15 protein-coding genes and 1 pseudogene are annotated in these 14,098 nt (G+C 58.9%); 11 read left to right on the forward strand and 5 right to left on the reverse strand.

Annotated features, from left to right (window positions below; genetic code table 11):
- Nucleotides 1-230: 230 nt before the first annotated feature.
- Nucleotides 231-2,132 carry a beta-N-acetylglucosaminidase domain-containing protein gene (locus PVA48_RS08700; RefSeq protein ID WP_423231601.1) on the forward strand — a complete coding sequence of 634 codons (1,902 nt, stop codon included), beginning with the start codon at nucleotides 231-233 and terminating at the stop codon, nucleotides 2,130-2,132.
- Nucleotides 2,129-3,223 carry a discoidin domain-containing protein gene (locus PVA48_RS08705; protein WP_423231602.1) on the forward strand — a complete coding sequence of 365 codons (1,095 nt, stop codon included), beginning with the start codon at nucleotides 2,129-2,131 and terminating at the stop codon, nucleotides 3,221-3,223. The genes PVA48_RS08700 and PVA48_RS08705 overlap by 4 nt, the downstream gene beginning before the upstream one ends.
- A gap of 103 nt (nucleotides 3,224-3,326) precedes the next feature.
- Here PVA48_RS08705 and PVA48_RS08710 read toward each other — a convergent pair whose 3' ends face one another.
- Nucleotides 3,327-3,986, reverse strand: coding sequence for a hypothetical protein (locus PVA48_RS08710; protein WP_146019193.1), 660 nt, complete (start codon nucleotides 3,984-3,986; stop codon nucleotides 3,327-3,329).
- Nucleotides 3,987-4,215: 229 nt separating this feature from the next.
- Here PVA48_RS08710 and PVA48_RS08715 point away from each other — a divergent pair, with 229 nt between their 5' ends.
- The 3 genes from PVA48_RS08715 to PVA48_RS08725 are packed head-to-tail and all read left to right on the forward strand — an operon-like array spanning nucleotide 4,216 to nucleotide 6,835.
- Nucleotides 4,216-5,262 carry an ABC transporter substrate-binding protein gene (locus PVA48_RS08715; RefSeq protein ID WP_102721937.1) on the forward strand — a complete coding sequence of 349 codons (1,047 nt, stop codon included), beginning with the start codon at nucleotides 4,216-4,218 and terminating at the stop codon, nucleotides 5,260-5,262.
- Nucleotides 5,259-6,047, forward strand: a complete 789-nt coding sequence (locus PVA48_RS08720) for an ABC transporter ATP-binding protein (protein ID WP_102721936.1) — start codon at nucleotides 5,259-5,261, stop codon at nucleotides 6,045-6,047. Before PVA48_RS08715 ends, PVA48_RS08720 begins: the two co-directional genes overlap by 4 nt.
- Nucleotides 6,044-6,835: an ABC transporter permease gene (locus tag PVA48_RS08725; RefSeq protein ID WP_022396540.1), complete on the forward strand. Its 792-nt coding sequence runs from the start codon at nucleotides 6,044-6,046 to the stop codon at nucleotides 6,833-6,835. The genes PVA48_RS08720 and PVA48_RS08725 overlap by 4 nt, the downstream gene beginning before the upstream one ends.
- Nucleotides 6,836-6,891: 56 nt before the next feature.
- On the opposite strand, the gene lpxD is transcribed toward PVA48_RS08725, so the two are convergent.
- Both lpxD and PVA48_RS08735 read right to left on the reverse strand, forming a co-directional pair.
- Nucleotides 6,892-7,929, reverse strand: a complete 1,038-nt coding sequence (gene lpxD, locus PVA48_RS08730; protein ID WP_102721935.1) for a UDP-3-O-(3-hydroxymyristoyl)glucosamine N-acyltransferase — start codon at nucleotides 7,927-7,929, stop codon at nucleotides 6,892-6,894.
- A gap of 39 nt (nucleotides 7,930-7,968) precedes the next feature.
- On the reverse strand, nucleotides 7,969-8,565 hold the full coding sequence (locus PVA48_RS08735; RefSeq protein WP_022396542.1) for an OmpH family outer membrane protein: 597 nt from the start codon (nucleotides 8,563-8,565) through the stop codon (nucleotides 7,969-7,971).
- A gap of 149 nt (nucleotides 8,566-8,714) precedes the next feature.
- On the opposite strand from PVA48_RS08735, the pseudogene panC reads away from it, so the two are divergent.
- Nucleotides 8,715-9,559, forward strand: a pseudogene (gene panC, locus PVA48_RS08740) (pantoate--beta-alanine ligase).
- Between the two features lie 29 nt (nucleotides 9,560-9,588).
- Complete coding sequence (locus PVA48_RS08745) at nucleotides 9,589-10,242, forward strand: ABC transporter ATP-binding protein (RefSeq protein WP_022396544.1); 654 nt, start codon at nucleotides 9,589-9,591, stop codon at nucleotides 10,240-10,242.
- Nucleotides 10,243-10,277: 35 nt separating this feature from the next.
- Here PVA48_RS08745 and PVA48_RS08750 read toward each other — a convergent pair whose 3' ends face one another.
- Nucleotides 10,278-10,919, reverse strand: coding sequence for a M28 family peptidase (locus tag PVA48_RS08750; protein ID WP_423232510.1), 642 nt, complete (start codon nucleotides 10,917-10,919; stop codon nucleotides 10,278-10,280).
- Here PVA48_RS08750 and PVA48_RS08755 point away from each other — a divergent pair.
- Nucleotides 10,918-11,070, forward strand: a complete 153-nt coding sequence (locus PVA48_RS08755) for a hypothetical protein (protein ID WP_417001613.1) — start codon at nucleotides 10,918-10,920, stop codon at nucleotides 11,068-11,070. The genes PVA48_RS08750 and PVA48_RS08755 overlap by 2 nt on opposite strands.
- Nucleotides 11,071-11,435: 365 nt before the next feature.
- On the opposite strand, the gene PVA48_RS08760 is transcribed toward PVA48_RS08755, so the two are convergent.
- Entirely contained in the window at nucleotides 11,436-12,044 is a 609-nt protein-coding gene (locus PVA48_RS08760) for a hypothetical protein (RefSeq protein ID WP_146021129.1), read from the reverse strand.
- A 393-nt stretch (nucleotides 12,045-12,437) separates the two neighbouring features.
- Between PVA48_RS08760 and cdaA the strand changes: the two genes are divergently transcribed.
- The 3 genes from cdaA to bioD are packed head-to-tail and all read left to right on the forward strand — an operon-like array spanning nucleotide 12,438 to nucleotide 14,013.
- Nucleotides 12,438-13,229, forward strand: coding sequence for a diadenylate cyclase CdaA (gene cdaA, locus PVA48_RS08765; RefSeq protein ID WP_022396547.1), 792 nt, complete (start codon nucleotides 12,438-12,440; stop codon nucleotides 13,227-13,229).
- Nucleotides 13,207-13,359, forward strand: a complete 153-nt coding sequence (locus PVA48_RS08770) for a hypothetical protein (protein ID WP_012419453.1) — start codon at nucleotides 13,207-13,209, stop codon at nucleotides 13,357-13,359. Before cdaA ends, PVA48_RS08770 begins: the two co-directional genes overlap by 23 nt.
- Before the next feature lie 12 nt (nucleotides 13,360-13,371).
- Nucleotides 13,372-14,013: a dethiobiotin synthase gene (gene bioD, locus PVA48_RS08775; protein ID WP_102728451.1), complete on the forward strand. Its 642-nt coding sequence runs from the start codon at nucleotides 13,372-13,374 to the stop codon at nucleotides 14,011-14,013.
- Nucleotides 14,014-14,098: the final 85 nt, after the last annotated feature.

The following is a 14,098-nucleotide window of genomic DNA, read 5'->3' on the forward strand; positions in this document are numbered from 1 at the left end:
CGGCCGTCGCGATGTGGAACCGGGCATGAAGGAGGGAAACGGAGAGCCGGGTTGGGAATCCGGCGGTGTTTGCGGGAACAACCGGATTCCTGAATGACTTATCCCCGGAAGAGGCAACTTCCCGAATGGGGCGAAGTAATTTGACATACGGGGAGCGCCCTGTTAGAAGTGGGGCGATTGGTCCGTAGTTTCGTGGACTTGTCCTGTACAGGCTTTTTACTTTTGCACATATGAACTTGATTTCCTTCCGATCCATGATGGCGGTTACGGCGCTGGGAGCCGGCCTTGCCCTTCCGGTGTTCGCCCAGTCCTCTTCTCCGGCCTCTTCCTCCGCGCCTGCGGCCTCCCGCGCCAAAAAAACGGCCAAGATGCCGGTGTATCCCATCCCGCAGAAGATGACCAGGAGCGGCGGTTCCGTGACGGTTCCGGCCCTGAAGCTGTCGGGAGCGCGGGACGAACCTACCGTGAATGCGCTGAAGAGCATGTTTTCCATCGCTCCGAACGGGCTGCCCGTGCAGATGTCCATCATCAAGGGAAGCAAAAAGGCCGCCGGGAATGTTCCGCAGAAGGCCGGGGCTTATTCCCTGAGCGTCACGCAGCAGGGCATCCGGATGACGGGCTATGACGACGAAGGCCTGTTTTACGCGGCCCAGACGCTGCTTCAACTGGCGGAGAAGACTCCTTCCGGCGTAACGGTGCCTGTGGTGGAGGTTCTGGACTGGCCGGACGTTCCCTTCCGCGGCACCATTGAAGGCTTTTACGGCCTGCCCTGGGGGCAGGAAGGACGCATCAGCCAGTTCAAGTTTTACGGGAAGTACAAGATGAATACTTACATCTACGGCCCGAAGGACGACGTGTTCCACGGTTTTTCCAAGCGTTGGCGCGAGCCGTATCCCGCGGACATGGCGAAGGACCTGAAAGAGCTGGTGAAGGTCGCGAAGCAGAACAAGGTGAATTTTGTCTGGGCGGTGCACCCCGGAGCGGACATTCACTGGGGGGAGGCGGACCGGAAAGCCGCCGTGAAGAAGTTTGAGATGATGTATGACCTGGGGTTCCGCTCCTTTGCCGTGTTTTTTGACGACATCGGCGGGGAGGGCGCCAAACCGGAAGGCCAGGTGGAGTTCCTGAATTACCTGAACAAGGAGTTTATCCACAAGAAGCCAGACGTGACTCCGCTGATCGTGTGCCCCACGGCGTATTCCGGCGGAGGTGGCCGCTACCACGAGGTGATGGGGGAACATCTGGACAAGGACATCGGCATCATGTGGACCGGGTCCAGCATCGTGAGCGATATCCGGACCCCGGCCTTGAAGGGGATCAACAAGTATTTGCAGCGGCCGGCGTTCATCTGGTGGAATTTCCCGGTGACGGATTACGTGCGCCACGCCCTGTTCCTGGGGCGCACCTATGGCGTGGATGCGGACGCGATGCCGTTCATGCAGGGGTTTGCTTCCAATCCGATGGACAAGCCGGAGGCCTCCAAGATTTCCCTGTTCAGCGTGGCTAACATGACCTGGAATGCCAAGGCCTATGATTCCGACAAGACATGGAAGGACAGCATCCGGATTTTGTTCCCCGGCTGTGCCTCCGCCATGCAGACGTTTGCCGACCATAACAGCGACGGGGGGCCCAGCGGGCACAATTACCGCAAGGAGGAGTCCGTAGAGATTGCCCCCGTGGTGGAGCAGGTGCTGGAATTGTGCCGCCGCGGCGCCAAGGTGTCTGAAAGCAAGGCGTTTGACCGCCTGAAGGCCGAGTTTGCGAAGATGGCCCAGGCTCCGGACATGATCCGGGCGAAATCGAACAATCCCGCTTTCGTCGCAGAGGTAGAGCCGTGGCTCATCCAGTTCGAGTCCCTGGGCAAAGCTGGAATGAACAGCATGCAGATGATTGAGGCCACGGAGGCGGGAAATGCCTCCGGAGCGCTGAATTACGCCATGGAGGCCGCCTGCCTGCTTGCCGAGATGCAGCGTTACAGCAAGGAGATCAGCAAGGCCATCAACAAGCACGTGACGGAGGTGACCAAGAAAAATTCCCCGTGGCAGACCGCCGTCAAGCCGTCCGAACTGGTGATGGCCCCTGCCGTGCGGGAGCTGCTGGACATGGGGTCCACCCCGTGCTTTCCCGTGTGAGCGGACAGGCCGTTGGCCGTGTGAAGCCTTATGTTTCCACCAAGTCCAAGGGAGGGATTGAGAAGATGCTGGATGACGATCCCGAGTCCTTCTATTATTGCAAGGAGGTCCAGAAGAAGGGCGACTTTTTCGGCGTGGACCTGGGCGCTCCGCGGGAGATACGCACCGTTTCCATCGTGATGGGCCGCAATGATTCCGATACGGATGCCGTGAACAAGGGCCAGCTTGAGGTATCCATGGACGGGCAGTCCTGGTCGCCCCTGATGCCGGAGTCCAGCGGGCTTCGCGTGGAGTACCAGGGAAATGGCAAGAAGGGCCGTTTTGTACGCTACCGTGCTACGGCGCAGGGTGTTCCGGGCGGGAAGTCCGACGTGTGGACGGCCATCCGGGATTTCAAGGTGAATGCCCCCGCCGCTCCTTCCGTGCTGACGGACGCTCCGGCGTTCAAGACTGCTGTGGTTGAAGCCGGGGACAAGGATATTTCCCTGAAGCGCATCATGGAGGTGCATCCCCTGCCGCCGAAGAAGTCCCTGGGGCTTCAAATTCCGGCGGGAGCATCCGTGGAGTCCGCCTCCGTCAATTTGAAGACGCCGGACATGAAGTGGGCCAAATTGTACATTTCCATGGACGGAAAGTCCTGGACGGAGGTTCCGTTGAAGGCGGACGGTTCTGCGGAGATTGGCGGCGTGATCAAAGGCATCAGGCTGTTGAACGCCGGATCCTCCCCACAGGAGGTGACCCTGGAAGAGTTCAAGCTGAATCTTGCCAACAAGGGAGGAAAGTCTGCCGACAACGGAGCCGCCGGGGATTTCAACCTGGCTACGTTCCTCCCGGTGGAGCTGTCTCCGGAGAAGGTGGAGATTCCCTGTGATTCCCCCCGTGCGAATTCCGCCATTGTCCTGTCCGACGGTAAGGAAGCTTCCGTGCTGGCCTGCGGGGCCGACGGACGGTGGGTTCCCGTGGGCAATTTGGCCAAGGGCAGGAAGGTGAATACGTTCAGCCTGAAGTCCGTCAAGAAGCCGGTGAAGGCCCTTGGCCTGACCGGGAAGAAGGGAAGCTCCGTGAATATTTTTGAAGTGATCTGGAAGTAACGGGTTCCGCCGGGGGCTGCCGCATGCGGCAGTCTTCCGCGGGGCGATGCCCGTTGACCCTGGGGCGGCTGTTTCCTCCATGGAATGGCCGCCCCGGCTTTTTTCAGTTCCTGGTTTGCCGGGAGGCGCGTTTTTCCGCCAGGTGCATGCAGCCGAGGACGAGGGCGATGATGACCAGCGGACCCAGGATGTCCGCATACCCCACCATGCCCGTGTTCACAGGGGCCACGCAGAGCAGAAACCACCAGCCCAGGGCCAGCAGGCGGAGCAGGGGCGGAGCTCCGTTGCCGGAGAGGAAGACGTAGATGACGAGGGCCCATAGCTGCGGGAAACGGGGCAGCGTGACCAGCCATTCCCGGTGGTCCCCGCCGGGCCAGACAAGCGTGCCGTAGGGGCCGGCTGCGGGGAGGTCGCCCCACATGGCTCCCGCGGGAAGCGCCAGGTTCATCAGCAGGTTCAGGAGCAGTCCCGCATAAACGGCGATCATCAGGGCCCTCCATTGGGCGCCCGTACGCACCGCCAGGAACAGGAAAGCGGGCACCAGCAGGAAAGGCGTCAGTTCCAGCGCTCCCATCCAGGCGGGGAGGACGGTGCCTATTTCAGCGTAGCGGTCCGCGCCCTGCGGAACGGCGGAAAGAAGAGCCCAGTACAGGAGCATCAGGAGAATGCAGCGGTACCTGGCGCCCCGGCCCACCGGGCGTTCCTCATCCGGAGGAAGGCCCAGCCATGCTCCGGAATGGGGCTGGTTGGAGGGGTACTGCATGGCGGGTTGGGAATGGAGCCTTTTGTAACGGGAATAGGCGGCTTTGTCAATAAAGCCCGGTTCAGGTCCGGAACCGGGATTGTTTTTCAACAAAATGGGCATTCCTGCTGTCCACATTGTGACAAAGTTGTTGCCATCGGATTCTTGCCGCGGGCGGCTTCTTCTGCTAGTCGGTGCCTGAAAGGGCGCGGAAAAATGGCTGTGCCCCAGTAACTCATTCCTTTTGATTATGTCCCATTCCAGATTCCTGACGATTTTACCGGCCCTGTTTTTCTGCCTGCTGGCTGTTTCCTGCGGAAAGAAGGAGAAGGATGATCCGAACGTCATTGAATTGAACTTCGGCCATTTTCCCAACGTGACGCATGTGCAGGGCCTGGTGGCACACCATTTTTCCCGGCAGGGGAAGGGGTGGTTTGAGGAACGGCTCAAGGAGGCCACCGGAAAGGACGTCAGGATCAACTGGTACGTGTACAATGCGGGGCCCAGCGCCATGGAGGCCGTGTTTGCCCGCTCCATTGAACTGGCTTACGTGGGACCAAGCCCGGCCATCAATGCGTTTGTGCGTTCCCGCGGGGATGATATCAGGATGATTGCCGGGGCCGTGGAAGGAGGCGCCGCCCTGGTGGTTCCGGAGGATTCCACCCTGAAGGAGCCTGCTGATTTCCGCGGCAAAGTGATCGCCACTCCCCAGCTGGGGAATACGCAGGATGTTTCCGCCCGCGCCTGGTTTTCCCGCGGCGGCCTGCACGTGACGCAGCGCGGCGGGGACGTGACGATTCTGCCCACCCCCAATCCGGAGCAGCTCAGCCTGTTCCGGCAGGGCAAGCTGGACGGCGTGTGGACGGTGGAGCCGTGGGTGAGCCGCCTGGTGATGACGGCGGGGGGAAAGGTGCTGGTGGACGAGAAGGAGTCCATCGCCACCGTGCTGGTATGCGGAGCGGATTTCCTCAAGGAGAAGCCGGAGGTGGCGAAGGCCCTGGTGCAGGCGCATGAAGAGCTGAATGAATGGATAAGGCAGCATCCGGAGGAGGCCCGGGCGATCGTGGTCAAGGAACTGGAGGAGCTGACCCATTCCAGGATAGACCCGGCGTTGATTGCGGAGGCCTGGAAGAGCATCGTCATGAAGGACAGGATTTCCATTCCCAAGCTCCAGCAGTTTGTGCGGGACGCCCATGAGGCCGGTTTCATGAAAGAGGTTCCGGACGTGGGCGGCCTGGTGGTGCCGGAGGCGGCGGAGGAACAGTTGACCATGGTGAAGGAGGCTGCCGGAAGATGATTGTGGGTGAAGAACATTGCGGCCCCGGAGGGTGCAAGCTCCGCATTGCCGGAGTGAGCAAGGTGTTTGACGGGCGGCGCGGAAAGGTGGTGGCGCTGGAGGGCATCAATTTGAATATCAGGGGCGGCGAGTTCGTCTGCCTGGTGGGGGCCAGCGGCTGCGGAAAGACTTCCCTGCTGAATATCATCGCCGGGCTGGAATTTCCCACTTCCGGGGTGGTTGAGCTGGACGGGGTTCCCGTGACGGGGCCCGGACGGGACCGCACCGTGATGTTCCAGGAGTCCGCCCTGTTTCCGTGGCTGGACGTGATGGGGAACGTAATGTTCGGCCTGAAGCTGACGCCCGGCCTGACGCGGGGGGACCGGCTCGCCATTGCGGAGAAGAATCTGGAGCTGGTAGGGCTGAAGGAATGCGCGCATTCCCATATTCATGAACTTTCCGGTGGGATGAAGCAGCGCGTGGCGCTTGCCCGCGCCCTGGCTACCAGCCCCCGCATCCTGCTGATGGACGAACCTTTTGCCGCCCTGGACGCCATGACCCGCGAACAGCTTTACCAGGATATTCAGGATATCCATTTCCGTTGCGGCATGACGATCATTTTCGTCACGCACAATATGCGCGAGGCCGTGTGCCTGGGGGACCGCGTGGTGCTGTTTACTCCGCATCCGGGCCGGGTCTGTGAGGAGTATTTCGTGGACCTCCCCCATCCCAGGGATATCAACAGCCGCGATCTGGCGCAGTTGTCATCCCGCATCACCCGTGATTTGAAAGGAGCCATGGCATGAACAGGAACAAATGGTCCAAGTGGGGAGCCCATGCCTGCTCGCTCGTGTTTTTCATTCTCGTGATCTGGTTGTGGCAGTATTTGAGCGACCAGAAGGTCTGGAAGCCCTATTTGTTTCCCTCTCCGCTGGAGGTGTGGGAGTATTTATGCTCCTCCTTCCTGGACGGATCTCTGGAGGAAGCTTCATGGATTACTGTGAAGAGGCTGGTGATGGGGTATGGAATAGGCCTGGTGATGGGGATTCCCCTGGGCATGCTGTGTTCCCGCTTCCAGCTCATGCAGAATACCCTGGGCCTCGTTTCCCTGGGGTTCCAGGCCCTCCCGAGCGTATGCTGGGTTCCGCTGGCTACCCTGTGGTTCGGCCAGACGGAGGGGGCCATGCTGTTCGTGGTGATCATGGGGACGCTGTGGTCCGTGATTCTGGCGACGGCCAACGGCATGAGGAACGTTCCGCCCATTTATGCCCGCGCAGCGCGCACCATGGGCGCTGGTCCCATTTATTGCCTGATTCACGTGACGTTGCCTGCCTCCGCCCCGTTTGTGGTGAGCGGGATGAAGCAGGGCTGGGCCTTTGCGTGGCGTTCCCTGATGGCGGCGGAAATTTTCGTTCCCATCCTGACCGGCTTCGGCCTGGGCCAGCTTCTGCACTTTGGCCGGGAGTTGAACGCGATGAACCAGGTGGTGGGCATCATGTTCGTGATCGTGGTGATCGGCCTGCTGTCTGACAAGATTCTGTTTTCCCCGCTGGAACGGTTCCTGCACCGCCGCTGGGGGACGGGGCAGGCCTGAGGGCTGCGCCTTGCAGACACAGATGAGCTGGTTGCGTCCGGCGAGGGGAAAGCCCGTTACTTGCCGGGGGATTCCAGGTTCCTTTTAAGAGCGTGGACTTCCTTGATGAGGGCCGGGAGCTTTTTGAGCGCGGCGTACTGGCGGCTGGCGTCCTTGAACGGAGATGCCGGGAAACCCCAGTAGGCGACGTTTTCCGGGATGTCCGAGATGACTCCCGTTTTGGCTCCCAGAACGGATTTCGAGCCGATTTTAAGGTGTCCGGAGATGCCGACCTGGGCGGCGATGGTTGCATAGTCGCCGACTTGGGTGCTGCCGGCGATTCCGGATTGGGCGACAATCACGCAATGCTTGCCGACGACGACGTTGTGGCCGAGCTGGATGAGGTTGTCTATCTTGGTGCCTTCCCCCACGATGGTGCGGCCGAACCTGGCACGGTCAATGGTGGTGTTGGCTCCTACGTCCACGTCGTCCCCCAGCTCCACGATGCCCACCTGGTCAATGCCCACGTAACGGCCGTTGTCTCCCATCAGGAAGCCGAAGCCGTCGGAACCGATGACGGCCCCCGGCTGGATGGTCACCCGGCTGCCGAGCTTGCAGCGTTCCCGGATGATGACATGGGCGTGCAGGCGGCAGTTTTCCCCTATCGTGACGCCGTCCCCGATGTCGCAGCCGTTGCCGATGTCCGTGCCGTCGCCAATTACGCAATGGGCGCCGATGCAGGTATAGGCGCCCACATGGATTTTGTCCGGATTGAAGGTGGCCGTGGGGTCGATAATGGCTGTGGGATGGATGCCGGGCGTGAACCGGTAGGCGGAAGCCATGAAGTATTTCACCAGGGCGTTGAATGCCATGGAAGGATTGTCCACTTCCACAAAGGCGACGTTTTCCGGGTACGCGGGCAGGGCCGGAGGCACCAGGACGATTCCGGCAGAGGTGTGAAGAAAGTCTTCGAAGTATTTCTCGTTGCCGAGGAAGGAGGCTTCCTCATGAGATGCGTCGAGAAGGGAAGCGACCCCGAACACAGTCAGTTCGGGGTCGCCAGAAAGGATTTTCCCTCCGGTGAGGGCGGCCACGGCTTCAAGTGTAAGCTTCATGGGAGTATGATTCCGCCTTCCCGGGGGTAATGTCAAGGGTTAGTTGGCCGGAGCCGCGGGAGCGGCAGGAACGGCCGGGGTCTTTTTCTTGGTGGGGTCAAAGCCCTTGGGAGCGTCCTTGTTGAGTTCCTTCATCACGGAGGGGGTGATGTCCATGCTGGGCTTCGTGTACACGAAGACCTGGTTGGAACGGAGAGCCTGGGCGCTCTTGTCCAGAATGAGGTCATAGTTGCCCTTGGTGGCGATGCCTTCCGTGATCTTGGTGATTTCACCCATGATCTTGGTGGAGCGCACCTTCATCTGTTCCTGAAGGGACTTGAGCTGGCGTTCCACGAAGCCGCGGCGTTCCTGTTCCAGCGCGATGACTTCCTGACGCTTGATCTGGGCTTTCTGTTCCAGCTCCTTCTTGTCCTTTTCATTCAGCATGGGATCCTGAAGCTGTTTGACCATGTCGTTGAAGTCGGCTTCCATCTTCTTGATGGTTTCCGCGCGGGTGTTGTTGGTTTCCTGCACGGTCTGGGCAGCCTTGTCTACTTCTGCCTGGGCTTCATGGGTCTTATAGTAGTCGGCGAAGAGTTTCTGCACGTCCACCGTTGCTACTTTAAGTTCGGCGTTGGCAGTGGCGCTTAATGCCATTGCAGCTGATACACATAATGCTGTTTTGAAGAATCTCATAATTTTTAGCGTCTTCTGACTTTGCCAGTTTACATGTGGAACGGCATGCGTCAACCTTCTAGCTATATTTCAGGATTGAACTTTTGTCATCATGGGGCCACTTTAGGCGCATGCAAACATTTTCCACCAAGGCCCAGTTGAAGGCGGCCCTTCTCAAGCATCACCGCAAGCATGACCACGTGGTTCTCGTTCCCACGATGGGAGCGCTTCACGACGGGCACCGCGCCCTGCTGGAACAGGCCCGCAAGCTGGCGGGAGAAGACGGCGTGGTGGTGGCCAGCATTTTCGTCAATCCCATCCAGTTCAACAATTCCTCCGACCTCCAGACCTATCCCCGCACCCCTGAAAAGGATTTGGAGGTGTGCGAGGGAGCGGGCGTGGATTACGTGTTTTCCCCTCCCCGGAGGAGATGTATTCCGGGGAGCGCAGCATTACCGTGGAGGAGAGCTTTTTATCCGCTACGCTGTGCGGGGCGTCCCGCCCCGGACATTTTTCCGGCGTCTGCACGGTGCTTGCCAAGTTGTTCAACCTGGTGCAGCCCACGGACGCCATTTTCGGCAAGAAGGATTACCAGCAGCTGGCGATTATCCGCCGCATGGTGCGTGACCTGGATTTCCCGGTGCACATCCACGGGGCGGAGATTGTGAGGCATGGGAACGGCCTGGCCTATTCCTCCCGGAACGCCCGGCTGACGGCGGAACAGAAAGAGCAGGCCGTGGTGATACGGAAGGCCATGCTTCAGGCCAGGGACGAGTTCCGGGCCGGAACGGATGTCCGGACGGTGAAGGAACATGCCGCCGCCATGATTGGGGCCGTGCCCGGCACGCGCATCGATTATCTGGAGATTGTGGATGCGGAGACGATGCAGCCGCTGGAGGAGAACCGGAATCCGGCCCTGATGGCCGCCGCCGTCTATTTTGGCGACGTGCGTCTTATTGACAATATAGAACTTTAATCCGGCACGGATTCCCTTATACTGCGCCCGTGATTACCGCCGCCAACCTCCACCGCAGCTATTCCATCGGCAAGAAATCCATTGAGATCCTGCACGGGGTGGACCTGCACATTGCCGCCGGGGAGAAGGTGTTCCTGTGCGGTCCCAGCGGAGCCGGCAAGACCACGCTGATGTACACGCTGGCCGGGCTGGAGACGCCCCAGGAGGGAAAGGTGACGATTGACGGCACGGATATTTACGCCTTGTCCGCTACGGCGCGGTCCGTGTTCCGGAACCGGAACATGGGATTCATTTTCCAGAATTACCTGCTGATGCCGGAGCTGACGGCGCTGGAAAACGCGTGCCTGGCTTCCTCCATAGGAAGGAGGCCGCGCGTGGAGTACGTGACGGAGCTGATGGCGCGCGTGGGCCTGTCCCACCGCCTGAACCATCTGCCCAGCGAGCTGAGCGGCGGGGAGCAGCAGCGCGTGGCGATCGCCCGCGCCCTGGCGAATGACGCCCCGATTATTTTTGCAGATGAACCTACCGGGAACCTGGACCGGAAGAACGGCGCGGAGGTGCTGGACCTTTTGTTCGGCCTGGCGGACGAATCCCGCAAGACGCTGGTAATCGTGACGCATGACGAACACCTGGCCCGCCGGGGGGACCGCATCATCACGATCATGGACGGGCAGGCGGTCTGAGGCCGTCCGGTCCTGCGAGTTTTTTATCTCTCCTTTTATTTGCCGTCCGCCGCCAAATGCAGGACGGCCTGGTGCACGCCCCGGACCACTTGGGCCATGCGGCGGTAGTCCAGCGTTTCCGGCAGGTCTCCGGGCTGATGGTAGTTCGGGTTCCGGAAGAAGGAAGTGTCCGTAATCATGACGGCGGGCAGGTCTTTGGCCCAGAAGTTGCGGTGGTCGGAGAAGTCCATGCACATGCCCTTGATTTCCGGCAGGTTCAGGCGGACGGTAGGCAGGAAGGACTGCATGTTTTTCTGGACTGTCCGCGCCAGCCTGACGCTGTCCCAGTTGCCGACGATGGCGATGAAGTCCCCCTTGTCCGGGTACAGGGCGCCCATGCCCGCGGCGGGGTAGGACTGGCTGTTTTCCCTGTCCGAGAAGTAGCCGATCATTTCCAGGCAGATCATGGCTTTCACGCCTATCTGCTCCGTATAAAGTTTTTGGGCGTGCTGCGCGCTGCCCATCTGTTCCGTGCCGAAGTAGGGCGGTTCCTCGTTGGCATACGCGATGAGTTCAATGGTGTCATGGGGGGAGATGCCCTTGAGCATGCGTCCCAGGGCCAGCAGTCCGGCTACGCCGCTGGCGTTGTCGTCCGCTCCGGGGGTGCTTCCGCAGGTGTCGTAATGAGCGCCGACGATGACCCTTTTGGCGGATTTGCCGGGGAAAACGGCGCTGACGTTGACGAAGGTGCGCTTGTCCGCCGTGAAAGGCTGGTACGTGACCGCGGCTCCCGATTCCGACAGGGACCGGGCGATGTATTGGACCGCCCTGGCCTGGTTCTTTTCATAACCCGCCGGGCGCGGGTGGCAGGTTTTGGCCAGGTAGAGGACGTCCTTTTTCAGTTCCTGCTCCAGCCCCGGGCGGACGGCAGCGGCGGGAGCGCCGCCGGCCGCGGGGGTGGTGCAGTGGGAAATGATGCAGCCCGTGGAGACGGTGAGGATGGCCAGGGCGGAAAACAGAGAGAGGTAACCCGGAGTTTCATGCTCCCTTTATATCAATACGCATCAGGCGTGACAATTTCAATGTGGCAAAGCATATGTGCGGGTCATGGAAGCCTTTTCTTCCTAGTGGGCATCACTCTGAATGGGGGATTTCTGATGAACCATATATCCATGAGGAGGTGTCCGGCATTCAGAAGAGTCCGCCCTATATTCCTAGAGAATAGCGCATCCACTTTGTTTACCTTGGGATACGGATTTCGTTAATGCATTGGCATCATTTTTTTCCACCTTTTTTTCAATGAAAAGGTGATTGTTTTGTCCAAAGGAATAGCAATGGAAGTTGTCAAAATCGGTAAATTCCATAATTCCTGCCGTGTGGTCTTTCATGCCGCTATAAGGATTATATACAATATAATTTGTTCCTTCTTTCCCAATAAGGTTTTGAAAGGCTGTTCTTCCGTCCACCTTTCCATCGCTGGATGTGGTGATATGTGCAGCATACAAGATACCCTCTTGCTCAAACAGGGCCATGAAGCATCCGCTGAAGTCAAAGCTGACGGCGTATATTTTTTCTCCACGCGCATGTTGAATGGGATAGCAGGTTATTTCTTGTTCCGGTTTATGTACCACGATATTAATGCCTTGTGTATCTATGTCGTTGAAAGGTGGCGTAAGTTCGTCTTTTGCCAGATAAAAACCATAGCAACTGCATCCTGACGGGATGGGGAATGAAGATGTAGTTTGAAGTTTTTCTCCTATTTTTTCTTTCAATGCTGAAATTCCTTTTGCTTCTTGCCGGAGCAGATCAGGTAATGTTTTCATGAATAGTATTTATTTCTGTCGTATTTGATATGATCCGGTTTTTCGGATTCACTAGAACAAACCTGTGTCGAGCGGGAAATACTCACCGCATGTACGGTATATTTCGAAAACGCGGGTTTGTATGGTTATTGTATGTGGCTTTCCGGAAGTTTCCGTCTTCTCTTTTCCAAGCATGAGATATTATTTCTGAAAGCGCCTTGCGGGGTGCGGATTAACTGTTTCATATCCGGCTGTCCTCTATCGCATGCTTGCATGAGATAGACAAAATGGAAGTGCTGGGCGCTCCTGAATTTACGTCTGCCGCAGGCGGTATTGTTCTTCTGCCTCCAACGGCAACGTGGAAGGAGAGGATCGGTATTGCAATCATGCGGGTTGTTGTGTAGCTTGTTGCGCATGTGGGACTGGATTATGATCAAGGATGCGCTCCGGGCAATCGTTGAAATTTTCATCCTGTGGGTATTCCTGTACCAGATTTACCGCGCTTTCCATGCAACGCGCGGCGCGCGCATCATGGTGGGGCTGTTCGCCTGTTTCCTGGCCTTGGTGGTGCTGGCCTTTTTCTTCCAGTTGAACGTGATTTCATGGATCCTGACGCGCATTTTCGCCCCCGGCCTGGCGCTGGCGCTGGTGGTGATTTTCCAGCCGGAGCTGCGTGTGGGGCTGGCGAAGCTGGGCAGCCATCCGTTCTTCTCCTCCTTCGCCAAGCTTCAGCGGGTTGACTTTCTGGACAATTTCTGCAAGGCGGTGAGCAAGCTTTCCAACCAGCGGTTCGGCGCCCTGTTCGCCTTTGAACGTAGCATCAGCATGAAGCCCATTGAGGATTCCGGCGTGAAGCTGGACGCCATTTTTTCTCCGGAACTGGCTCTGACGATTTTCCATACCAAGACCGCCCTGCACGACGGAGGCGTGGTGATTTCCGGCGACCGCATTTCCGCGGCGGCCTGCGTGTTCCCGGTTTCCCAGAAGGAGATGAGCGACCGTACCCTGGGGCTGCGCCACCGGGCGGGCGTGGGCATGTCCGAGGAGAGCGACTGCGTGGTGGTGGTGGTGTCCGAGGAAACGGGGGCGATTGCCCTGGCCGTGGGCGGCAAGCTGGAGCGCAACCTGACGCCGGAACAGTTGAAGGGCCGCCTTGAAGAGCTATTGAATATTTCTCCTTCCAATGAAAAAACTGCTATTGCTTAACTGGCCGGCCAAGCTGTTCTGCCTGGTGCTGGCCGTGATCATCTGGTCTTTTATCAATCACTGGGTGACCACGAACGACGGCGTGCCCTCCCGTGGGCAGCTTGAGGAGATCAGAAGATCCCATCCCTGAAGATTTACCGTTATGAGGAATTTCATTGTTACCGGAACCGATACGGAAGTCGGTAAGACTTATGTGAGCTGCCTGATCGTCAAGGCCCTGAGAGAAGCGGGCATCAATGCCGCCGGGTTCAAGCCCGTGGCCTGCGGAGACAGGCAGGATGCCCGTCTTCTGCGCGAGGCAGGACCGGAGGGGCTGACGCTGGACGAGCTGAATCCCGTTTTCCTGAAGAACGCCACCTGCCCTTATGTGGCGGCCCGGCTGGAGAATACGCAGGTGGATGAAGGATCCATCCGCCGCGCCTATGACGCCCTGGCCGCCGCGCATGAATGCGTGCTGGTGGAAGGTGTGGGGGGATGGGAAGTCCCGATAGGCCCCGGCCGGAATTTCAGCGACGTGGCCGCGGATTTCAAGCTGCCCGTGCTGCTGGTGATCGGCAACAAGCTGGGGGCCATCAATCATGCCCTGCTGACGCTGAATGCGGTCAAGGCGCGCGGCCTGGAATGCCTGGGCATTGTGTTTAATAACGTGAAGGATGAATGGGATACGGCCTGCGTGACGAACAGGAGCATGGTGGAGGAGTTTTCCGACGCGCCCATTCTCGGCGAGCTGATCCATGGGCAGGATTCCATGGACATTGACGCCTTGATGGAACGCCTGCGCTGAGCACGGTAGCAGTTTGACGGATGGAAGAAGATGGGGGAAGAAGCTCTTTCCTCCCCGTTCGTTTCAGGGTGTGAACTGGCGGCGT

Origin of the sequence: Akkermansia sp. JRP_AM1 (genome assembly GCF_049262625.1) — a bacterium.
Taxonomy (GTDB): domain Bacteria; phylum Verrucomicrobiota; class Verrucomicrobiia; order Verrucomicrobiales; family Akkermansiaceae; genus Akkermansia; species Akkermansia massiliensis.